The organism is Lysinibacillus sp. FSL K6-0102 (genome assembly GCF_038003545.1).
GTDB classification, from domain to species: Bacteria; Bacillota; Bacilli; order Bacillales_A; family Planococcaceae; genus Lysinibacillus; species Lysinibacillus capsici.
The window spans coordinates 3049750-3070929 of sequence record NZ_JBBOPH010000001.1 but is presented as its reverse complement, the minus strand read 5'-3'; the positions used below and the strand labels follow the sequence as shown (position 1 = coordinate 3070929).

Below are 21180 nucleotides of genomic sequence, written 5' to 3'. Positions count from 1 at the left end.
ATAGTGTATTCAGAAAAATATAGAAATAGCATTTACAAAACAAAAATATATGTGTTAACTTAAATATTGTTAATGGTTAACTTAAAAGAGGGAGGTTAACAATGCAACATTTTTGGGTTGTCGGTACAGATACGGATGTTGGGAAAACAATTGTCACCACCATGTTGATGTGTCATTTACAAAAACAAGGCTTGAAAGTTTCACCATACAAGCCTGTGCAAACAGGAGAGGTATACGAAAACGGTCGTGGCTATTATCATGATACAGCCATGTATGAAAAGTATTCCTTACAAAAGCTTCAACAAGAGCATCTCAATAGCTATTCATTTAGAGAAGCTGCATCGCCACATTTTGCTGCGCAACTGGAGGGGCAGCAAATTGATGTCAATGAGCTATTATTGCGGATTCAATTATTACAAGCGTCCTATGATGTTGTGATATGTGAAGGAGCGGGTGGGCTTTTTGTTCCTTTTACTGCTCCCCATGGGATGACGCTGCTTGATGTCATCGTCAGTAGCAAGCTGCCAGTAGTGCTTGTTACAAGGACATCCCTAGGGACGATCAATCACACATTATTAACAATAGAGGCATTGCGCTCTCGTGAAGTTGACGTTCTTGGCATAGTGTTTAATGGGAACACAGGTAGCAGTATGGAGCAAGATAATATACAAACGATTTTACAGTACCATCCCTTGCCCTATGCGATTATTCCAAAGCTACAAAATTTGTCACAGCTAATGGATTATGCCATGACGCACACAACACTGTTTGAAAGGCTTTTTAACTATGAAACAAGCATTAACTGATTTACAGCTAAGAGATTTACGTCATGTTTGGCATCCATGCTCACAAATGAAGGACTATGAGGCATTTCCACCCATCGTCATAAAAAAGGGGCAAGGTGTGTGGCTTTATGACGAACATGATCAGCGTTATTTGGATGCTGTATCTTCTTGGTGGGTTAATTTATTTGGACATGCCAATCCGCGTATTAGCAAAGCTTTAAGTGAGCAAGCATTTACATTAGAGCATACGATTTTTGCTAATTTTACACATGAACCAGCCATACAATTGGCTGAAAAATTAACCGCATTAGCACCACAGGGATTACATAAAGTCTTTTTTGCCGATAATGGCTCATCTGCTATTGAAGTTGCACTGAAAATGAGCTTTCAATACCATATGCAGACGGGGAAACCAGCAAAAAAGCGCTTTCTCGCCTTGACGGATGCCTATCATGGAGAAACTATTGGTGCTTTATCCATAGGAGGGGTAGGGCTTTACAATGAAGTTTACCAGCCACTGTTATTAGATACTGTTCGTGCTAAAGGGCCAGATTGCTTCCGCTGTCCATTTCAGGAAGATCCAGCAAGCTGTAATGCACCATGTAGTCAATTTGTTGAGGAACAACTTCAAGCGCATCATGAGGAAATCACGGCAGTTATTATTGAACCATTAATTCAGGCTGCAGCAGGTATGAAAATGTACCCACCTGTCTATTTACAGCGCTTACGGGCGTTGTGCTCACATTATGATGTGCATTTCATTGCAGATGAAATTGCTGTAGGTTTTGGTCGGACCGGTACATTATTTGCCTGTCAACAAGCGGACATCATGCCAGATTTTATGTGTTTATCAAAGGGGCTAACAGGTGGTTATTTACCTTTATCAGTTGTCTTAACGACGGAGCAAATCTATGACGCTTTTTATGATGATTACGGAACAATGAAGGCTTTTTTACATTCGCATAGCTATTCAGGCAATACATTGGCCTGTCGTGTGGCACTGGAAGTATTAACGATGTTTCAAGAGGAACAAGTGATGGAGATGATTCAGCACAAGGGACAATACATGCGAGCGTTAGCCATGGAAGCTTTTTGTGATATGCCTTATGTGGGTGAATACCGACAAGTTGGTTTAGTGGGAGCAATTGAACTAGTAAAGGACCGGCGGACAAAGGAAGCGTTCGCCAGTGAGGAGCGTATCGGCTATCAAATTTATCAACGGGCTTTAACGAAAGGCTTACTCATCAGACCGCTCGGCAATGTTCTGTATTTTATGCCACCTTATATTATTTCTGAAGAGGAAATGTCATTTATGATTCATACAACGAAAGAGACAATCGAACAATTTTTCCAGGACAGGAGGGCTAAGGGTGGGTAAGCGACAACAAACATTAGCGCTAGTCATGATTGCCATGTTTGCTGCTCTAACAGCAATCGGAGCTTTTGTTAAAATTCCATTGCCTGTCGTACCGTTTACATTACAGATTGTTTTTGTATTTTTAGCAGGCTGTTTATTGGGTAGTCGGAATGGTTTTTATAGTCAACTTGTCTATGTCAGCGTGGGCTTAGTAGGCTTACCTGTTTTTACACAGGGTGGTGGTATCACATATGTCTTACAGCCAACTTTTGGTTATCTGATTGGCTTTGCCCTAGCCGCCTATGTGATTGGGTTCATTATTGAAAGGATTGAGACGCCGACGAAAAAGCATTTTATTGCAGCAACCATTATTGGGCTGGTTATTATTTATGCTGTGGCTGTTCCTTATTTGTATGTAGCATTGAATTTCTGGTTAGACATGAAGTCAAGCTGGTCACATGTGTTTGTTGTCGGCTTTTTAAGTAGTATTGTCGCTGATTTTTGCTTAGCTATTACATCAGCGCTATTAGCTGAGCGCTTGTATAAAGTATTTCAGTCAGCAAGAAATGTGAAATTTTCACACGTAGAGGGGGAGAATGTAATATGAATTATTACCAATTAGCACAAGAAGTTATTGCTGGAAAGATCATTAGCAATGAAGAGGCACTTGCCATATTAAATAGTGAGGATGATGCGCTATTACAGCTTATGGATGGTGCTTTTACGATTCGTCGTCATTATTATGGTAAAAAAGTTAAATTGAATATGATTATGAACGCCAAAAGCGGATATTGCCCCGAGGATTGTGGCTATTGCTCCCAGTCCTCTAAATCAACGGCTCCTATTGAGAAATATCCATTTATTACAAAAGAGGAAATTTTAGCAGGTGCAAAACGAGCGTTTGACAATAAGATTGGGACGTATTGTATTGTAGCCAGTGGTCGTGGGCCAACACGTAAGGATGTCAATGTCGTGAGTGAGGCGGTTGCTGAAATAAAAGAAAAGTATGGCTTGAAGGTTTGTGCCTGTCTTGGCTTACTAAAAGAAGAACAGGCACAGCAACTAAAGGAAGCGGGGGTGGATCGCTACAATCATAATTTAAATACATCGGAACGTCATCATTCCTTCATCACGACCTCACATACATATGAGGATCGTGTCAATACGGTAGAGATTGTGAAAAAGCATGGAATTTCACCTTGCTCGGGTGCCATTATTGGGATGAAGGAAACAAAAGAGGATGTCGTCAATATTGCACGCGCCCTCCATCAATTGGACGCTGATTCTATTCCTGTAAACTTTTTAAATGCAATTGATGGCACAAAGCTAGAAGGGACTAAGGATTTAAATCCCCGTTATTGTTTAAAGGTTTTAGCTTTATTCCGCTACATCAATCCGACAAAGGAAATCCGTATTTCGGGTGGTCGTGAAATCAATTTGGGCTCACTTCAGCCACTTGGTCTCTATGCAGCTAATAGTATTTTTGTTGGGGATTATTTAACAACAGCAGGACAGGAAGCGAATAGCGATTATCGCATGCTGGAGGATTTGGGCTTCGAAATAGAATTAACACATAAACAAGAAGAAGTATTTTGTTAAACTTATGACATGTAAATCTACTACTACAGCAAAAACCGTACTATTGTACGGTTTTTTGGTTGTAGTGAAAAGAGACGGATAGACCTGACATCACTGGCAGTGGATATACCTATAAAATCAAGGTTTTCACAAATTGTTCAATGAAAGCGTTTTGAAATTGAACAGTTTGTGAAGACCTTCACATAAAGCTTTCTTTTTAAAAAAATCAGCGTAAAATAAGAATCAAGTAAGGAATTGTTATAAAACAGTTGATAAGTCATATCACAAATTTTGGTGGTTGTTATATTACAAAAATAATGAGTGAAGGGAGCTTTTCACATGTGGGTTATTACAGTTTTTGATAAAAAGGACGTTCGAATTTTTGAGTACGCGAGCAAAAATGAGGCAACAGAAGCTTTAGCAAAATTCAAGAAAAATGCCGTTTTAACGTATACAAAATGAGTTGCTGATAAAGCAGCCCTCTACCGACAGAGGGCTGTTTTTTAATGTACAACAATGGAAACAGCACTGTACATTAATAATAGTGCCATAATCATGTTAAATGGTTTTCGGTATTGCTGTAGTGCTTTTTGAAAAACGGAGCCACATAATGCCCAACTAAATGTACTGATTACCCCTATTAGCGCTAAAAAGAACGAGAAGAGTAGATAGCTTATGTAGGATGAGTAGTAGGGTAGGATGTAAGTTGCGACAACAGTAAGACCAAATAAAATACCTTTTGGGTTAATAAATTGAACGAACGCTCCTAAAAAAAATAGGTTTCGTTTTTTTTCTTCGTTGTCGTGATCCTCTATTTCTTTGCTTGTTAAAATTTTATAAGCCAGGTACAACATATAGCCTACACCAAATATGGTTAGGGGTAATTCAATGGCAGGTAAAATGTTTAACATGATCGTGTTAAAAAAGCTACTAAGACCAATAATGATGAAAAAACCAATCCCTACACCTAAACAGAATGGAATCGTTTTCGCTAAGCCATATTGTTTAGCAAAAACCATCGCCATAAAATTATTAGGGCCAGGTGTAAAGCTTGTAATGATGATAAATAATAAAAAGGAAAATACAGGCAAAACAATCCCTTCTTTCAAGTTGTATGATATAATGCACGAAATAGACTGTATAACGTCGGTCTTTTTATTATACAAAACGTGCGTTATATTGTACATGCAAGGAGGGCTTTTGGATGGAAGAAATTCATCTCGTCTTTGCGAGAAATTTAAAGGCAATTCGAGAAAGGGAGAAATTAAGCTTAGAGAAAGTTTCTCAGCTTAGTGGCGTGAGTAAAACGATGATTGGTCAAATTGAGAGGGGAGAATCCAGTCCAACTTTGACAACAATTTGGAAAATTGCAAATGGATTAAAGGTTTCGTTTACAGAGCTTATTCATCCTCCCCAACCTGAGACGGAGGTTATTCGCGGTAAAGAAATTCAAGTATTGAAGGAAGATCATGGCCGATATATGGTTTATCCTCATTTCCCCTATCAAAAGGATAGTCGTTTTGAAATATATACAATTGAAATCAAAGAAAATGGAACGTTAGATGCTGAGGCTCATCGAGAAGGAACGGAGGAATATATAACCGTTTTTGATGGGGAATTAATCATCCATATACAGGGGCAGGATTATCGATTAACAAGTGGTGATGCCATACGATTTAAGGCTGACCGTCCACACACATACAGCAATCCAGGTAGTACAGTAACACGACTTAGTATGACTATTTACTATCCACATTAAAAAACGTATAAACGCTTTTCACAGCGTTTATACGTTTTCGTTTTATAAAATACTAGCTAAACGTTTAATTCCCTCACGGATGACTTCAGGTGTTGCATTTGTATAGTTAAGACGCATTGTATTCACATTCGTTTTTGATGTGTAGAATGGATCGCCAGGCACGAAGGCTACCTTTTGTTCCATCGCTTTATTGAATACATCAAGGGCCGGTGTACCGTCCTTCATTGTTGCCCAAATGAACATGCCACCCTCAGGTCGAGTATATTCAACATGGGCAGGGAAAAACTCCTGCATAGCATCAAGCATCGCATCCGACTGATTTTTATATAAAGCAATAATTTTCTTTACATGTTCGGTATAATCATTACTTGCTAAGTAATCGTAGATAACATATTGTGAAAAAATATTAGTATGAAGATCAGACGCTTGCTTCGCTGTTTCAATATGCTGCAATAGCTCTTTGTTTTTTGTGATAATAAAGCCAAGACGCATGCCTGGTGTGACCGTTTTAGAGAAAGAACCTAGTAAAATACTATTTTCTAATTTTCCAGCACCGATATATGGAAGTGGCTCCCCTTGGAAACGTAGCTCCCCGTATGGATCATCCTCAATTAAAGCAACATCATATTTTGCCACTATTTCGCAAATTTGCTCACGCTTTTCTTTCGAATATGTGAGTCCTGTTGGGTTTTGGAAGTTCGGCACCGTATAAATGAATTTTACATTTGGTTGTTGTAGAGCACGCTCTAACTCTTCTAAGTTAAGACCATCATTTTCTAGCGTAACACCATGGAAAGTTGGCTCTGTTAAAGTAAAGGCTTGAATAGCCCCTAGGTAACCTGGCTCTTCGATGATAATGCCATCGCCTTTATTGATAAGTACTTTACCAATTAGTTCAAGCGCTTGCTGTGAACCTGTAGTAATAAAGACATCGTCAGCATGTACATCAAGTCCATGGACACGTTGATATTTCGCGGCAATATATTCACGCAATGGTGCATAACCCTGTGTGGATGAATATTGGAATAATCGGCTGCCATTTACTGTAATAGCATGGTCTACGGATGCTCTCAATGCATCTATCGGGAAAGAAATCGGGTTTGGAAGCCCGCCTGCAAAGGAAATAACGTCCTCGGCATCTGTCACTTTTAAAATATTTCGAATAAATGAGGATGGTGTTTTTAAGATTCTTTCAGAATATTGCATAATTATCGGTCCTTTTTTTCTGATTTTTTAAAAATTATATCATTGTCATCGTGTGCATACAATATTATCATTGTATGCAAGACAATTAAACTATTGTATGCAAATTAAGAGAAAGAAGGGCCTAGTGAATGCCTATTAATTCATTTGACGAGTATCCAATGAGTTGGAAGCCGGATATTAGCAATATTTCTGCTCCGTTATATATAGCCATCGCACATCAGCTAGAACAAGATATTAAGGATGGAAAGCTAGTACCAGGAACAAAATTGCCACCCCAGCGTGAATTAGCTGATTTTTTAGATGTGAATTTGAGTACGATTACAAGAGCCTTTAAGCTTTGTGGCCAAAAAGGATTAATTTATGCCTCAATTGGCAGCGGTACATTCGTTTCAACAGATGCGGCTAGCAATAAAATGCTACTGCCAACCAACCATGCCACACCTATCATTGAAATGGGCTCTGTTTTACCAGATAATTTTGTTAATGATGATATTACACGCTTTATGAAGAAAATGATAAACGAACCTAGTTTTAGCATGCTATTTCAATATGGACGACCTGAGGGCAATGCATGGCAAAACGAAGCCGTGATGAAGCTACTCGAACTAGTAAATTTTCAAACAGACCAGCCTATTCTTCTAGGAGCAGGCGGACAAAATGCCATTGTGGGAACCCTTGCAGCTTTATTTCAGCCAGGCGACCGCATTGGTACAGATCCAATTACCTATGCAGGCATTAAAACAGCTGCAAATATGCTTGGTATCCAGCTTGTGGCTATCCAACAATGTCAGGGTGAAATGACAAAAGAAGGATTACTATATGCTTGTAAAAATGAACATATCAAAGGAATCTATGTGATCCCTGATTTTCATAACCCAACGACTCATACGATGTCAGTAGAAACAAGAAAAATGATTGCAGACGTGGCAAGACAGAAGGATTTGCTTGTAATCGAGGATGCTATCTATAGCTTTCTCAAGGAGCAACCGCTTGCTCCGATTGCTTCTTATGCACCCGATAAGGTTATTTACATTGCTAGCCTATCTAAAACACTATCACCTGGTTTACGATTATCCTTCCTTGTGACACCGCCTGCGCTACGTAAAAAAATAATGGAAACGCTCTATAATATCAACATTTCTGTTTCTCCTATCATGCTGGAGCTTGCAGCACGATTAATCCATGAAGGTGTTGCCCAAACGATATTAGAAAAACACCGAGCATATGCCAAGCAGCAAAATGCGCTTGTCGATCAGTATTTAGGGGATTATCACATATTAGGGGATGAGGAATGTATTTTTAGGTGGCTCCAATTGCCTGACAAATTTACGGGTGTTCAATTTGAATTGTTAGCTTCGAAAGCTGGTGTACAAGTCTATGCAGCGGAACGCTTTGCCGTAGGGAATACAAAGCCTGTCAATGCCGTTCGTTTAGCCATTGCAGCACCAGAATCTCAACTTGAGCAAGCGTTAATTATTTTAAAGGACCTCCTTGAAAGTAATGGTGATTATGCATTTGTTGATTAGAGGTTATGGGGCGTATAATAAGGCTAAGAAAGAAACGAGGTGATGAGCATGGCACATAAAGGGCGTGTTATTTTGCATGTGGATATGAACAGTTTCTATGCTTCTGTGGAGCAAGCATATGACCCAAGTTTAAAGGGGAAGCCTATCGCAATTGCAGGGAACCCAAAGGAACGGCGTGGCATTTTAGTAACTTGTTCATATGAAGCAAGAGCGCTAGGCATTTATACAACTATGACTGTTCATGAAGCGAAGCGTAAATGTCCTGAGCTATTGTTATTACCTCCAGATTTTCAAAAGTATCGTCATGCATCTAAAGAAATGTTCACCATTCTTCGAAGCTATACACCATTAGTAGAGCCTGTTTCGATTGATGAGGGCTACTTGGATGTGACTGAGCTAAGCAAGGAACGGCATGCCTTAAGTATTGCCCAGGAAATACAAGCGCGCATTTTAGCTGAGCTGGATTTACCTTGTTCCATCGGTATTGCACCGAATAAATTTTTAGCGAAAACAGCCTCTGATATGAAGAAACCAATGGGGATTACCGTACTACGAATACGGGATATTGCACAGCAATTATGGCATCGTGAGGTTGTCAACATGCATGGGATTGGAGCAAGTACTGCTAAAAAATTAAATGCACAAGGCATCTTTACAATAGGTGATTTAGCTAAGACAGAAGAATTTAAAATGAAGCAAATTTTAGGGAAGAATGGGGTACGGCTTCGAGCAAGGGCCAATGGGGTGGATCAGCGCATGGTCGATCCTGAGGCAATCTTTGATACGAAAAGCGTTGGGAATTCAACAACATTACCAGAAGATGTAACAGATGTTCGTACACTTCATAAAACAATCGAAGGTCTATGTAAAAAAGTGGTGGAGCGTCTTGATGCGAAGCGCTTAGCAGGTTCAACTGTGAGCATTCAAATTCGGGATGCTGATTGGCATAATCATACACGTTCGAAAACAATGTCCAATGTCCTGTATCGTTATGATGAAATTTACGACATTGCTTGTACTTTATTTGATAAGCATTGGGATGAATCTCCTGTAAGATTACTTGGTGTAACGGTTTCCAATGTGGTGGATCGTAAAGATTATTCACAGCAATTATCGATATTTGATTTTCAGGAGCATGCGAAAGATGAACCGATTCTCAAGCTTGTCGATGAAATTGAGGGACGGTTTGGCAAGGGGATTATAAAACGTGGTGTAGATTTAGGGAAACGTTCCTCCTATCAATCCCAAACAAGCTTTAGTAAAGATTTTTTAGATGACCATGAATGAGAAAGAATGAAAGTAGGTGTATCTATGCAATACAAGGAGTATGGGGATGCTAACAATCCTTTCATGATGTTTATTCATGGAGGGGGCGTTGGAGGGTGGATGTGGGATCAGCAAGTTCACCATTTTTCCCATTATCACTGTGTTATACCTGAGCTAATGACACACAATCCATTTTCCATTGAACAAAGTGCGAAAGAGCTTCTTCTGCTTATTGAGAAAAAAGCCAAAGGGAAGCCTGTTATAGTAATTGGTTTCTCTTTAGGAGCGCAAATCGCTATTCAAATGCTAAGTCTACAGCCTAGTTTAATCGATTTTACGATCATCAATAGTGCGCTCGTGATACCCTCTCCTACTGTAGAAAGGATGCTTCAACCGTTTATTCGACTGTCATTTCCGCTTATAAAAAATAAAACATTTGCGAAACTTCAAGCAAAAGCCCTGTACATTCAAGAAGATTATTTTGAGCGTTACTATCAAGAGAGTGCCACGATGAAAGTAGATACATTGATTCAAATTTTGCGAGAAAATATGTCGTTTTCCATCCCAGCTGACTTTAACAAAGCTCAAGGAAAGATTCTAATAACTGTGGGAGAAAAAGAGAAAAGCAACATGAGAAAATCTGCTAAAGCACTTGTGCGAAGTCATCCAAATAGCAAGGGTGTGTTATTGAAGAACATCGGTCACGGCGTCTCATTAGCCCAGCCTGCATTTTTTAATCGCTTTGTAGAGAATTGGATTAAGGATGGTCAATTACCTGAAGGGACAGTTATTCGGTAGGGGAACCCCATTACGAATCGTCATCCATAATGGAGTTGATGTATGGATCATTGAAAATAGTGAGGATATAAGTGTTTATGCTGCAATATCCATTCCTTCATCTCTATCATCATTTCTTCGTAGCTAGGGACAATAAATGAAAAGTCATTTCTTGTATTTATTAATGTTTTATTGATTTGAACAACGTGATGAGGAAGAATTTTTATACTGTTGTTCAAGAAGTGCTTATTAAATAGATGCAGTAGATCGTGTTTAGAAATATTTGTCGTATTGACGAGATGATAGAGTCCTGTTAAATCTTGTTGTGCAGCGCGTTCAATGGCTTTAGCCAAAGTAAGTGTTGTCACTCCCGTCCAAATAGCACCCGAATAGCCATAGACGGGACTTTTTTGTTGCATAAACCAATTGAAGAGTCCGATGCCATCCTTTTTCAAATCAGGACCAATTATGGAATTACGAAATGTTATGTGCTTGTCGTTATTCACTTCCCCTATACCTTTTGTGCGGTCATAAAAGGTTTCCCCGTCTAGTACACTATTTTCATAGTAGGGAGCACTTTTGCCTGAAAATACGCAGTCGGTACTTAGATGAATAAGCTTTGTGTGACGATTTTCAAGGAGAGATACAATGGCATGCGGTAAATAGCTATTCAGTAAAACACTTTGGGCAGGATGAGCCTCACAAGCATTGTTTAAAACACCAATACAATTAATGACGACATCTACCTCATTGTCTAGTAGTAGCGACCTTAAAAAATGGGAGTCTGTCACATCACCTGTTCTATTATTGCCATAGGGAAAAGGGGTTCGAGAGTATGTTGTTACATCATGCCCTTGTTCACATAAATAGATGGCAATGGTATGACCAGCCATGCCTGTAGCACCGAGCACTAAAAATTTCATGGTTTTCCTCCTGTCCAATGAAGGAGCTCTTCTTGTATAAGAGGCAATGTTAATAGCTTTACTTTAATGTCAGCCACACTTAATTGTTGGGTATTGTTCGAGTTATATTCATCCGTTAATGTAATTTTTGGAGAGCCCTCATCGAGGTATTTTCCATAATTTAAATCCCGATTATCCGCGGGGATTCGATAGAAATGGCCCATATCAATAGCTTTTGCTGCTTCCTCCTTCGTACATAATACTTCATACATTTTTTCTCCGTGCCGTGTTCCGATAATTTGCATGGCGTTGTTTGCTTGAAAGATCTCAAGTAAAGCCTGTGCTAAATTTGCTATTGTGGCAGCAGGTGATTTTTGCACCATAATATCCCCGTTTTGAGCATGTGAGAATGCGTACAATACCAATTCTACCGCTTCCTCAAGGCTCATCATAAAACGTGTCATATGAGGGTCCGTAATCGTTAAAGGTTTCCCAGCCTTTATTTGTTCAATGAATAATGGGATAACCGAGCCTCGTGAAGCCATGACATTACCGTATCGAGTGCCACAAATTAGGGTATGGTGAGGGTCAACCATTCGTGACTTTGCAATAAACGTTTTTTCCATCATTGCCTTGGATATACCCATCGCATTGACAGGGTACGCGGCCTTATCTGTCGACAGGCAAATGATTTTCTTGACGCCAGCTTGAATGGCGGCTGTTAGTACGTGATCTGTTCCTAAAATATTGGTTTTCACAGCTTCTAAGGGAAAAAATTCGCAGGAGGGAACTTGCTTGAGAGCGGCGGCATGAAATACATAGTCAACATTATACATCGCATTGTGAATGCTTTGAATATCGCGGACATCCCCGATATAAAATTTAATTTTTGTATGCTGATAGTGTTTTCGCATATCATCTTGCTTTTTTTCATCCCTTGAAAAAATCCGAATTTCCTTGATATCCGTATTTAAGAATCGCTTTAATACGGCGTTCCCGAAAGAGCCCGTGCCTCCAGTAATCAATAATATTTTATCTGTAAACATTGTATAGTTCGTTACACCTCCTGCATGCTATTATTTCAATCCTCTTTGATGTAGGTCACATTCTGAGTTCTCCCTAGGGTAGTTGTACCAATAAGCAAATTCGTTAGTATATTTACTTGTCGGATTTTTATCCATCAGGGCACAATTAAAATCCCAATCTCCTGCAATATCTTTGCGTATCGTAAATTTCGCATCTCCAATTAAACTTCTCCTGATAATCTTAAATTGCCCAGGTAAGGAATAGCGGTTGGATTCATCTTTAATAAAAGCAAAGCCATTTTTAATAATCATGTTGTAATAGTAAATATCAAATGTGCCATCCACTTGTGCTAGTACATTGCGAATAGCAGGTAAATAGTGGTCATCACTATCGATGATGGCTATATAATCTCCTGTTGCTTCTGCAATGCAGCGATTGTAGGCAACACTCGCACCTAAATTCGTTGGGTGAACGATGATTTTTAAAGCTGCACAGTTTTTCTGATAATCCTGTAAAATGGCTAGCGTATTGTCTGTAGAGCCATCATCTACCACAATAATTTCATAGGCATATTCTTTAGGAATACTATCAAGCATCGTTACGATCCATTCTTCGCTATTAAATGCAGGTGATAAAAAACTAATCTTCATCTGATCCCTCCATTCTATGTTCATTAGTAGAGTTGTTCCATGTGACTGAGTAGATCCTTTAATACAATATGCGTAGACGTAGTGCTACTGTAGGCAATTGCTTATTTTAGGATGTTTTTAAGAGAGTGTTTTTAGATAGAATTTTTATGTTTACTAGAGATATGGCATAAGAAAGACGAAAATTTACTAACATAAGCACATTTAGCAAGAGAGGTCATAAACTAGCGAGAGCGCTTTTTTTAGAAAGAGGGATACGATGACAAAAAGAATAGCATTTATTTGTAGCGTAGAATCTTACAAACTTTCGGATGCCCATATTTTCAAAGATTTGTGTCTAGTGCCTATTTTATTGGGGGAACATTTAGGCTATGAGGTCACTATTGTCACGACAGAAATGAATGAAGCTCTACTTCAACAAGTCTTTCCCACTGTAAAATTTGAGTCTGTACCATTTGAAGATGATTATGTGGTGAATATGAATGCCTATTTAGCCCAGCATGCAAGGGACATCGACATTGCCTTTGCTATTGGACCCTATCCATCCTATTTAGCTATTTTGAAAACCTATAAGCATTTTAATCCAAATGGCAAAATTTATATGAAATTAGATGTTAATCGATTTTGGCTAAATCGATTAAAAACCTATCCCTATTTTTTAGAGTTGTTGCAGCTTTGTGATCTCCTTACCTCTGAATGCATATCTATTCAAACAGCAATCAAAGACTTTTCACAATTGGATGTGAAACATATACCCAATGGTTTTTATGAACATTTCCCCACAGAGCCAGTGCCGTTTCACGAGAAAGAAAATAGAATTCTAACAGTTGGGCGATTGGATGCACCAGAGAAGCAAACAATTTTGACAGTCAAGGCATTTTTAGCAGCACAACTGCCAGATTGGGAGCTTCGTTTAGTAGGGCCGATGTCAGTCTCATTTCAAGAAGAGCTGAGACTATTACTAGATAGTCATCCGCTTGCCGCTCAAGTAACCATGGTAGGACCTATTTTTGATAAGGTTCAGCTAGAAGAGGAGTATCGTAAGGCTAAAATTTTTTGCTTAACGTCTTTAGTCGAATGCTATGCCCATGTCTTTGCGGAGGCAGCTAAAAATGGTTGCTATATCGTGACAACAGATGTGGATGGTGCTGCTGATATTACACAACAACAGCGTTTTGGTACAATCCATCCTACACATGATTGGGAGGCGATAGGTCAGACATTGCAACAAGTTGCAGCACAGGAATCATTATTGGCAGATACTTGTGTCCAGCTTCAAGCATTTGCCCGCAAGGAATTAAATTGGAGGCAGATCGTCAAGAAGGTTGCCAATTATTTAGGTGAATAAAAGTGAATCTTTTCTGGATTGAGAGGAGTATTCTTTTCTTTATACCAGTATTTCCTATATAATAAAAACTAGTTTTATAAAGCTAGACAATCATGGGTAGACACAAGGGGAGACTAGAATGGAAATACTACAAGCAACAATGGATGAACTAGAGGACTTAGCAAAACTGTTTGATGAATATCGTCAATTTTATGGAATTGAGTCAGATATAAGCAGTGCCAAGGCATTTTTACAATTACGATTGGCCTTGAAAGAATCCGTCATTTTTATCGCGCTGATGGATGACAAGATAATTGGATTTACACAATTATATCCAACATTTTCGTCCATTGCTTTACAGCGAGCCTATATTTTAAATGATATTTATGTAACAGAAGATGCTAGAGGCCTAGGGGTGGGCAAGGCATTGATGGAAAAGGTATTTCATTATTGTGAGCAACAGTATGCTCGCTATGTCACGTTACAAACGGCGGCTGATAATGTAAATGCACGTAAGCTTTATGAAAAGCTACAAATGAAGCAAGATGAATATTGTAATTATGTTAAATATTTTATGTAAGCCGAAGTGGTGAATCTCATCGTTGGATGAAAATGCTTCTTTCAGATCATAAATATCCCCTAGATCGTTTTGATCTAGGGGATATTTTTAATTCTAACTATTTTATTTCAAGCGTATAGGGTTGTGTGCTAGCTTTGCCATCAAACTCACTTACTTCAATATAGTATTTGCCTGCATCAAGCTCCACCGTACCAACCTCGGCATCACCAACACCGTAAAGATCGAATGTTTTGACGGTTTTTCCGTTTGCATCTAACACTCGAATAACACCATCCAACGCTTTTTCTGTTTGGAGTGAGAAGAAGACTTCGCGTTTCTGATCGTTATTCCATTCAAAATAGTCTTTATCACCAAATGGTATACCTGCATTTAAATATTGCGTTGCAACCCATTTCTCATCCTTTTTCACAAGAACAGATGGCTTGCTAGGTACTCCATTTACTAATTTTGAATCCGCATCTTCATCCACATGCTTATGATCAAACAATGTTAATGTATAAGGCTGAATCGATACTTGGCCAAGCCCCATGCTGTTGACTAGAATAAAATAGCCTCGATCCTTCTTCGCCTTAAACGATGTATTTACATCGTTTGTACCCATCATTCCAAGTAACATTTCAAGAATATTATCACCTAAGCCAAATGGAATTTCTGTCTCCATTTCTTTGGCATCAATCTTCATATTGCCGTTCGTATCTTCGATAATAGCTCCTGCAAATTTCAAGTCTTTTTGCAGTTCTTTAGGTAGCTGAGCCAATTGTTCATTAGGAAAAGGAACTGAAGAAAGAAGCAGACTCATGACCTCATCATTGCCTTGTTGCTTATAGTAGTAATAATCTACATCATCTTGATAAATCAGGTGGTCTCTATAAGTAGTACCTGGTTGAATTTTTAGCGCTTTTGCTTCCTCATGATTGTTTGGATTGTACTCTGCTGGAATATCGCCTATTTTCTTTGTTTTCAATGTATAAGGCTCAGCAGATCGTTCTCCAGCATTGACAACGGCTACCACGTATGTTTTGTCCTTTTTCAATGGTATGACCTTTGCATCGTCTTCGTTACCAGCTGAACCAAGTAGTAGTGCCAGTATACCAAGGTCATTAGTTAAGGAAGAAACGGGAATTAATTCTTTTGTTTCTTCATCATATTCAAACACTGTACCTGTCGGCATTTGGTTCATGCCTTTCAAAAAGCTGAAGCTATAAAGGGCGTCTTCCTTCGCTTTAAATAAGAAATAATCCTCATCATAATCTGTTTGGAAATAAGCTTTTTGATCGTCACCTATTTCAAAGCGGATTGCTTGCTTAATGATAGGGTCAACATTTTCTAGATTGCCTGAAGCCGTAGGATTCAATAACATACTCATCAGGCTGTCAATTTCATTACGTTTTTTTATGTTGTTTTCTATAAGCGGTAATTGGCTCTCTGGAACATTTTCTTCGATCATGGCTTCATCTACAGGTAGACCATCCTCATCAGGTGGGAGGGAAACTACTTCACCTTTTAATGTGTAAGGGATCATCGATTCACTGATCGTTTCTTCTTTTTCGATGCCGCCACTAAAGAACATCTCCATAGAAAACTCGCTATTACTTTCATTAGATACACTTAAAACGTACTCTTGATCTGGAACAGCGTCGATAATCATACGAACCGGTTCACCTTTTGCTGTACCATAAGCGGTCTGCATTGGATAGGCTTCTTCTTCACCTTCATCATTTTCAGCTTGATCGATTTCTTCTGGTGGCACAGGATTAAAGTCATCTTTTAGATAAAGCTCCATAGAGGCAGTGACACCAGGAATTCCCGATAGATCAAATTGTAACGTCGTCGGTTTTTTGACAGAGAACGTGAAGTAATCTTGATCTTGTTGTTGATCTTTTGACAGTAATGTATAGTTTTTACCTGCTGTACTATATGGGAACTTTTTAATAGGCTCCATCGTAGACTTGTCTATTGTATCAATTGGCAAGTCCTTCGTCGTTTGTGCTGTAAAAATGTAAGTAGATTTGCCTTTTAAACTATAGCTTCCATTATGATCTTTGACACCAATGACAAGCGTTCCCTTTTGATCTGCTTTAAATAGATAACCTTCTTTTTTTCCTACGCGAACATCATTGACATGGATAGGCTCTACATCTCCAATCCCGCTATTTGGGTAGAAATATAAATCAAAGGCATAGTCGTATTTGTCAGCGCCTTTTAATGTTAATTGAGCATATTCATTTTCTTCTAAATCGACTTTATACCATTTCTTTTCGTCTTGCTGTTCAAAAGCACCCTGTTCTGTATTTAGCTTATTTTTAGCAAGGATCTTGGCGTTCTTAATACGATCTTCCTTTGTCTCTGAATAATGCTTAGGCAATTTATTTAAATCAAATTGTAATGCTTTTACAGGATCAACTAATCCGTGACCATAAGTAAGATCATAGCCTTTCTCGCCCAAATCTTGTGCGGTCATTTCTAAAATCGCTTCTATTTGATGCGGTTTTAAAGATGGGTCTTTGGATTTAAGAAGAGAGGCGATACCTGCCACGACAGGAGAAGCCATGGATGTTCCACTAAACTTGACAAAAGATGATCCTTTCTTCGCATCATGAACGGTACTATAAATGTCTTCACCTGGTGCAACAATATCCACAGATGGTCCGTAATTGGAGTAGCTTGATAGTTTGTTACGTTCGTTTGTTGAACCAACACTAATGACACCTTCGAAAGAAGCGGGGAAGGAATATTCATCTGTCGATTCATTTCCTGCGGCCGCCACAATTGTAATCCCACTATCAATCGCTTTCTGAACGGCTTCCTTCATCAGGGGAGATTCACCATAGCCTCCTAGACTCATATTAATGACGTCAACGCCCTGCTCAATTGCATAAAGAATACCCTGTGCAATAATGAAATCATTAGCACCTTCTTTGCCGTTAAATACATCAATTGGCAGTAACTTTGCATTCGGATTAATCCCATGCCCACCTACGCCATTATCTTTTGCTGCGGCGATAATACCTGCCACATGTGTTCCGTGATCGCCTGAATAAGTAGTATTAGCAGGTGCTGCTGCATTATAGGGTGGAAGTACTTGTGACTTTAGATCGGGGTGTTTAAAATCTACACCAGAATCAATGACAGCAACTGTGACATCATGGTTGCCTGCTAATTCTAGTGCCTTATCCATTTGCAGTAAGTTTAAATGATACATCTCTTGTTTTTTAGGATCAGCTTCTTTATTAAAAGAATGATAGATGTAACTAGGAGATACACTTGATATTCCGTTTTGCTTTAAATAGTAAGAGACGGCTTTTTCGATCGATACGCCTTTATTTAGTTGTACAACATCATACCCTAATGAAGGAATGGAGCGGATGACCTTGGAGCCAATTTTTTTATGTACGTTTTTATCAAGACCTGAATGCTTGATAACAATTGTATCCTTACTCATCCATTTTTCTTCATTCTTCTCTGTTTGTTTCGCACTGTTTGCCAGCATGTTTTTCGCTTTATGCTGAGGTGCCTCAGCAAAGGCAGAGGCAGCAGGAACCATGAGTGCAGCAGATGCTACAACAGCGACTGATTTTTTATACCAACTTTTCAATTGTTATCTCTCCTTGGTGTTATAAATTAAATCTCGACTATATTAATACGGACAAAGATTAGAAAAGTTTCGTAATGGAGGAAAATTTTTCTTTGCTATTTTAATTTTTGGTAGGTATAACGAAAAAACCTAGCCTTGTTAAAAGCTTTAGATCTGTTCTATTAATTGTTGTAGCTCCTGCTTGGAACGAGGGATGTTGATATTTTCCTGCAATAGCTTCTTTTTTTGCAAAGCTATGACCATTTCAAAAATCCATGGACGTTCAAGATGCGCGCGATGTAACAATTCGTCTTCATAAAACAAGGTGATTGGATCACCGTTATAAATAATTTTTCCAGCCTCCATAACAATGATTAGATCGGCCCATTCATAGGCGAGAGGTATGTCATGGGTTGCTAGTAAAATGGTTCTCTCACCATCATCTAAATTGGCTAAGTATTGTAATACTTGTGTAGCATAATAATTATCAAGACCTGCTGTTGGTTCATCTAACAAAAGGACAGAGGGCTCCATCGCTAAAACACCTGCCATTGCTACACGTTTTTTCTGACCTACGCTTAAAAAATGAATGGGTTTATCAAGCAAATCTTCCACTTCGGTTTGCGCAACGGCCCATGCTATTTTTTCTTCCGTTTTTTCAGTAGACCAGCCGAGATTCAATGGGCCAAATGCTATATCTTGCTTGACGGTCCCTGAAAAAAGCTGATGATCTGCATTCTGAAAAACAATGCCGACTTTTTGGCGTAGGGCCTTTAAAGCTTTTCGACTATATTCCAGATCGTTGCCTTCGAATACAATCGTTCCAGCTGTAGGTTTTAAAATACCGTTAAGATGCTGAAATAAAGTCGATTTTCCTGCGCCATTATGTCCAAGTATGGCGATTTTTTTACCTTTTGGAATGTCTAATGTAATATCTGACAACGCCTTCGTACCATCCGCATAGGCATAAGATAATTGGTTGAGTTCAAAATAAAATGCTGTCATGTAAAATACCCTCCATATACGATGAGGACTAGTAAAATAGCTGCCATGCCTAGCCAATTTTTCTTGCTATAAGAGCCCATCTCTTGCCAGTAGACGGCCTCGCCTCCACGTGATTGCATGGCATTGTTGAGCTCTCGGCTACGCTGAAACATTTCCACAAATAATGCCACAATAAGCATGGAGACAGAGCGTAGCCATTGCATCGGTGAATGATAGCCAAGACGTGCTTGCTGGGCGAGATGTATATTTTGCATGCTTTCTAAAAACATAAAAATAAAACGATAGATTAGTTCGACGAGCTCCACTAATAAAGAGGGGAGTCGCCATTGTCGTAGCACATAACATATTCCTTGTACGGAAGTGGTTAGAATTAAAAAGTATAAACAACTAATGCTACCAAGGACAATAAAGAACAGCTGTTGCGCTGCTAACACACTTGCATTCCCAATAAAGACAGTCCAATTCCTAAATGTAAACGACCAAATATGGGCAGGGAGTGTATTCGTTGATGATGTAAAGGAAAGTAAAATAGATACGAGACTTGTTAATAAGAAAAAGCTAGGTAGCAATAATAATTTGCCGTAGTATGCAAGCGGAATTTTTGCACCTAAAATGATAAAAGCACTCATTACAAAAAATGTAATGAGTGAAAGTCGTTCATCTCTCATGATGAGCGTTATGAGAAGTAGTCCAAGTGAAAATATCATTTTTTCTAGCGGATGAACGGACGCTAGCTTATTCAGATAGGCATACTTATCAATGAGTAACATAATGGTTAACCTTCTTTGTGTTTGCCACGCATATAGCCGATGAAGTAGCCAATAAAGCCAGCTCCTATAGCTGCCTGTAGCACGAATAATAAGCTTTCGATTTCACCACTTGGTGGCTCCCATAGACTTTCAAACCATGGTTCATATTCCGCATTAATTTCACCAATAGCTGCTTCTGCTTCTCCATCAGCACCACCAAATTCAGCACCTTTTTGTATGAATAAGGGAATGATGGCTAACAACACAACAATTGCTAATAACAATAAATTTTTTTTCATTTGTTAATGTGCCTCCTTTGTTGAGAAAACACGTAACGTTTTTAATTCGCTAACATTGTATTTTTTCAAGAAATTCATCACAATGACCGTTAAAATTCCTTCACTCACTGCTAAAGGAATTTGAGTTAAGGCAAAAATACCTGCAAACTTTGTAAAGGATGCCATAAAGCCTCCAACCTCTGAAGGAAAGGCTAGTGCTAGTTGTACAGAAGTCACAATGTATGTACCTAAATCACCAAGCATAGCTGCAAAGAATATGGCTAGTGAAAATGACAACCCTACTTTTTGAGCCCCTTTAAAGACAAAGTAAGCAATAAAAGGACCAACAATAGCCATAGAAAAGGCATTAGCCCCTAAAGTTGTAATTCCTCCATGAGCTAATAATAAAGATTGAAATAATAAAACGATTGTTCCAATTACACTCATTGCTAGAGGGCCAAAGAGTACTGTCCCAAGTCCTACACCAGTTGGGTGAGAACAACTACCTGTAACTGAAGGGATTTTTAGGGCGGATAGCACAAAGGCAAAGGCTCCTGAAAGCCCCAAAAGCATTTTTGTTTCAGGATTTTCATCAATGGTTTTTCGAATAGAACGCAATCCTAGAATGATAAATGGGATAGAGATCACCCACCAAAAAATAGCCCATTCGATTGGTAAAAAACCTTCCATGATATGCATGGCAAAGGCACGTTTTGGCACGATTAAAAAGGCCAGTAAAAAATAACTAAGTTTCCACCATGATAATGTCAAAAAGCTTTCCTCCTAACTAATTAATAGATTTTTAGAATATTGCGTGCGTAATTAAAAAAAGCACTTC

At 38.8% G+C, this 21180-nt stretch carries 21 protein-coding genes; 11 read left to right on the top strand and 10 right to left on the bottom strand.

What is annotated here, in order from left to right:
• Positions 1-101 precede the first annotated feature (101 nt).
• From bioD to NYE73_RS15655, 5 genes are all read left to right on the top strand, one after another.
• The gene (gene bioD / locus NYE73_RS15675; protein WP_259950830.1) at positions 102-806 is read left to right on the top strand and encodes a dethiobiotin synthase; all 705 of its coding nucleotides are present in this window, start codon (positions 102-104) and stop codon (positions 804-806) included.
• Positions 787-2163, top strand: coding sequence for an adenosylmethionine--8-amino-7-oxononanoate transaminase (bioA, locus tag NYE73_RS15670; RefSeq protein ID WP_259950829.1), 1377 nt, complete (start codon positions 787-789; stop codon positions 2161-2163). The genes bioD and bioA overlap by 20 nt, the downstream gene beginning before the upstream one ends.
• Complete coding sequence (locus NYE73_RS15665) at positions 2156-2749, top strand: biotin transporter BioY (protein ID WP_259950828.1); 594 nt, start codon at positions 2156-2158, stop codon at positions 2747-2749. Before bioA ends, NYE73_RS15665 begins: the two co-directional genes overlap by 8 nt.
• Positions 2746-3741, top strand: coding sequence for a biotin synthase BioB (gene bioB / locus NYE73_RS15660; RefSeq protein WP_112118343.1), 996 nt, complete (start codon positions 2746-2748; stop codon positions 3739-3741). Before NYE73_RS15665 ends, bioB begins: the two co-directional genes overlap by 4 nt.
• A gap of 318 nt (positions 3742-4059) precedes the next feature.
• Positions 4060-4182 carry a hypothetical protein gene (locus NYE73_RS15655; protein ID WP_004231260.1) on the top strand — a complete coding sequence of 41 codons (123 nt, stop codon included), beginning with the start codon at positions 4060-4062 and terminating at the stop codon, positions 4180-4182.
• A 41-nt stretch (positions 4183-4223) separates the two neighbouring features.
• Here NYE73_RS15655 and NYE73_RS15650 read toward each other — a convergent pair whose 3' ends face one another.
• On the bottom strand, positions 4224-4811 hold the full coding sequence (locus NYE73_RS15650) for a LysE family transporter (RefSeq protein ID WP_103118395.1): 588 nt from the start codon (positions 4809-4811) through the stop codon (positions 4224-4226).
• Between the two features lie 113 nt (positions 4812-4924).
• Here NYE73_RS15650 and NYE73_RS15645 point away from each other — a divergent pair, with 113 nt between their 5' ends.
• Positions 4925-5479: a helix-turn-helix domain-containing protein gene (locus NYE73_RS15645; protein WP_054549190.1), complete on the top strand. Its 555-nt coding sequence runs from the start codon at positions 4925-4927 to the stop codon at positions 5477-5479.
• Positions 5480-5521: 42 nt separating this feature from the next.
• On the opposite strand, the gene NYE73_RS15640 is transcribed toward NYE73_RS15645, so the two are convergent.
• Positions 5522-6685, bottom strand: coding sequence for an aminotransferase-like domain-containing protein (locus NYE73_RS15640; RefSeq protein WP_048392333.1), 1164 nt, complete (start codon positions 6683-6685; stop codon positions 5522-5524).
• 128 nt (positions 6686-6813) lie between these two features.
• Between NYE73_RS15640 and NYE73_RS15635 the strand changes: the two genes are divergently transcribed.
• From NYE73_RS15635 to NYE73_RS15625, 3 genes are read left to right on the top strand one after another with little or no spacing between them, the layout of a single operon-like run.
• Entirely contained in the window at positions 6814-8211 is a 1398-nt protein-coding gene (locus NYE73_RS15635; RefSeq protein ID WP_004231269.1) for an aminotransferase-like domain-containing protein, read from the top strand.
• 48 nt (positions 8212-8259) lie between these two features.
• Positions 8260-9498 carry a DNA polymerase IV gene (locus NYE73_RS15630; RefSeq protein WP_259950826.1) on the top strand — a complete coding sequence of 413 codons (1239 nt, stop codon included), beginning with the start codon at positions 8260-8262 and terminating at the stop codon, positions 9496-9498.
• Positions 9499-9522: 24 nt separating this feature from the next.
• Entirely contained in the window at positions 9523-10275 is a 753-nt protein-coding gene (locus tag NYE73_RS15625; RefSeq protein ID WP_066036236.1) for an alpha/beta fold hydrolase, read from the top strand.
• Between the two features lie 47 nt (positions 10276-10322).
• Here the strand turns inward: NYE73_RS15625 and NYE73_RS15620 are convergent, their stop codons facing one another.
• The 3 genes from NYE73_RS15620 to NYE73_RS15610 are packed head-to-tail and all read right to left on the bottom strand — an operon-like array spanning position 10323 to position 12832.
• Entirely contained in the window at positions 10323-11177 is an 855-nt protein-coding gene (locus NYE73_RS15620; RefSeq protein WP_054549191.1) for an SDR family oxidoreductase, read from the bottom strand.
• Positions 11174-12202, bottom strand: coding sequence for a polysaccharide biosynthesis protein (locus NYE73_RS15615; RefSeq protein WP_054549192.1), 1029 nt, complete (start codon positions 12200-12202; stop codon positions 11174-11176). The genes NYE73_RS15620 and NYE73_RS15615 overlap by 4 nt, the downstream gene beginning before the upstream one ends.
• 30 nt (positions 12203-12232) lie before the next feature.
• The gene (locus tag NYE73_RS15610; RefSeq protein ID WP_016993848.1) at positions 12233-12832 is read right to left on the bottom strand and encodes a glycosyltransferase family 2 protein; all 600 of its coding nucleotides are present in this window, start codon (positions 12830-12832) and stop codon (positions 12233-12235) included.
• A 256-nt stretch (positions 12833-13088) separates the two neighbouring features.
• On the opposite strand from NYE73_RS15610, the gene NYE73_RS15605 reads away from it, so the two are divergent.
• Positions 13089-14177: a glycosyltransferase gene (locus NYE73_RS15605; protein ID WP_054549193.1), complete on the top strand. Its 1089-nt coding sequence runs from the start codon at positions 13089-13091 to the stop codon at positions 14175-14177.
• Positions 14178-14295: 118 nt separating this feature from the next.
• On the top strand, positions 14296-14736 hold the full coding sequence (locus NYE73_RS15600) for a GNAT family N-acetyltransferase (RefSeq protein ID WP_048392339.1): 441 nt from the start codon (positions 14296-14298) through the stop codon (positions 14734-14736).
• 97 nt (positions 14737-14833) lie between these two features.
• On the opposite strand, the gene NYE73_RS15595 is transcribed toward NYE73_RS15600, so the two are convergent.
• The 5 genes from NYE73_RS15595 to NYE73_RS15575 form a co-directional block, all read right to left on the bottom strand.
• A complete protein-coding gene (locus NYE73_RS15595; RefSeq protein WP_259950824.1) occupies positions 14834-18331 on the bottom strand; it encodes a S8 family serine peptidase in 3498 nt (1165 codons plus the stop codon).
• Positions 18332-18478: 147 nt separating this feature from the next.
• Positions 18479-19315 carry an energy-coupling factor ABC transporter ATP-binding protein gene (locus NYE73_RS15590; RefSeq protein WP_259950823.1) on the bottom strand — a complete coding sequence of 279 codons (837 nt, stop codon included), beginning with the start codon at positions 19313-19315 and terminating at the stop codon, positions 18479-18481.
• Positions 19312-20085, bottom strand: a complete 774-nt coding sequence (cbiQ, locus tag NYE73_RS15585) for a cobalt ECF transporter T component CbiQ (RefSeq protein WP_054549197.1) — start codon at positions 20083-20085, stop codon at positions 19312-19314. Before cbiQ ends, NYE73_RS15590 begins: the two co-directional genes overlap by 4 nt.
• 5 nt (positions 20086-20090) lie before the next feature.
• The gene (locus tag NYE73_RS15580; protein ID WP_009370241.1) at positions 20091-20363 is read right to left on the bottom strand and encodes an energy-coupling factor ABC transporter substrate-binding protein; all 273 of its coding nucleotides are present in this window, start codon (positions 20361-20363) and stop codon (positions 20091-20093) included.
• Positions 20364-20366: 3 nt separating this feature from the next.
• Positions 20367-21113 carry an energy-coupling factor ABC transporter permease gene (locus NYE73_RS15575; protein ID WP_115673360.1) on the bottom strand — a complete coding sequence of 249 codons (747 nt, stop codon included), beginning with the start codon at positions 21111-21113 and terminating at the stop codon, positions 20367-20369.
• Positions 21114-21180: the final 67 nt, after the last annotated feature.

What these genes read in the sequence shown, in the direction of transcription:
- bioB (WP_112118343.1), top strand. Translation starts at nt 2,746, where the DNA reads ATGAATTATTACCAATTAGCACAAGAAGTTATTGCTGGAAAGATCATT.
- NYE73_RS15620 (WP_054549191.1), bottom strand. Translation starts at nt 11,177, where the DNA reads ATGAAATTTTTAGTGCTCGGTGCTACAGGCATGGCTGGTCATACCATT.
- NYE73_RS15635 (WP_004231269.1), top strand. Translation starts at nt 6,814, where the DNA reads ATGCCTATTAATTCATTTGACGAGTATCCAATGAGTTGGAAGCCGGAT.
- NYE73_RS15590 (WP_259950823.1), bottom strand. Translation starts at nt 19,315, where the DNA reads ATGACAGCATTTTATTTTGAACTCAACCAATTATCTTATGCCTATGCG.
- NYE73_RS15630 (WP_259950826.1), top strand. Translation starts at nt 8,260, where the DNA reads ATGGCACATAAAGGGCGTGTTATTTTGCATGTGGATATGAACAGTTTC.
- NYE73_RS15600 (WP_048392339.1), top strand. Translation starts at nt 14,296, where the DNA reads ATGGAAATACTACAAGCAACAATGGATGAACTAGAGGACTTAGCAAAA.
- bioA (WP_259950829.1), top strand. Translation starts at nt 787, where the DNA reads ATGAAACAAGCATTAACTGATTTACAGCTAAGAGATTTACGTCATGTT.
- NYE73_RS15640 (WP_048392333.1), bottom strand. Translation starts at nt 6,685, where the DNA reads ATGCAATATTCTGAAAGAATCTTAAAAACACCATCCTCATTTATTCGA.
- NYE73_RS15605 (WP_054549193.1), top strand. Translation starts at nt 13,089, where the DNA reads ATGACAAAAAGAATAGCATTTATTTGTAGCGTAGAATCTTACAAACTT.
- NYE73_RS15645 (WP_054549190.1), top strand. Translation starts at nt 4,925, where the DNA reads ATGGAAGAAATTCATCTCGTCTTTGCGAGAAATTTAAAGGCAATTCGA.
- NYE73_RS15615 (WP_054549192.1), bottom strand. Translation starts at nt 12,202, where the DNA reads ATGTTTACAGATAAAATATTATTGATTACTGGAGGCACGGGCTCTTTC.
- NYE73_RS15610 (WP_016993848.1), bottom strand. Translation starts at nt 12,832, where the DNA reads ATGAAGATTAGTTTTTTATCACCTGCATTTAATAGCGAAGAATGGATC.
- bioD (WP_259950830.1), top strand. Translation starts at nt 102, where the DNA reads ATGCAACATTTTTGGGTTGTCGGTACAGATACGGATGTTGGGAAAACA.
- NYE73_RS15655 (WP_004231260.1), top strand. Translation starts at nt 4,060, where the DNA reads ATGTGGGTTATTACAGTTTTTGATAAAAAGGACGTTCGAATTTTTGAG.
- cbiQ (WP_054549197.1), bottom strand. Translation starts at nt 20,085, where the DNA reads ATGTTACTCATTGATAAGTATGCCTATCTGAATAAGCTAGCGTCCGTT.
- NYE73_RS15625 (WP_066036236.1), top strand. Translation starts at nt 9,523, where the DNA reads ATGCAATACAAGGAGTATGGGGATGCTAACAATCCTTTCATGATGTTT.
- NYE73_RS15580 (WP_009370241.1), bottom strand. Translation starts at nt 20,363, where the DNA reads ATGAAAAAAAATTTATTGTTATTAGCAATTGTTGTGTTGTTAGCCATC.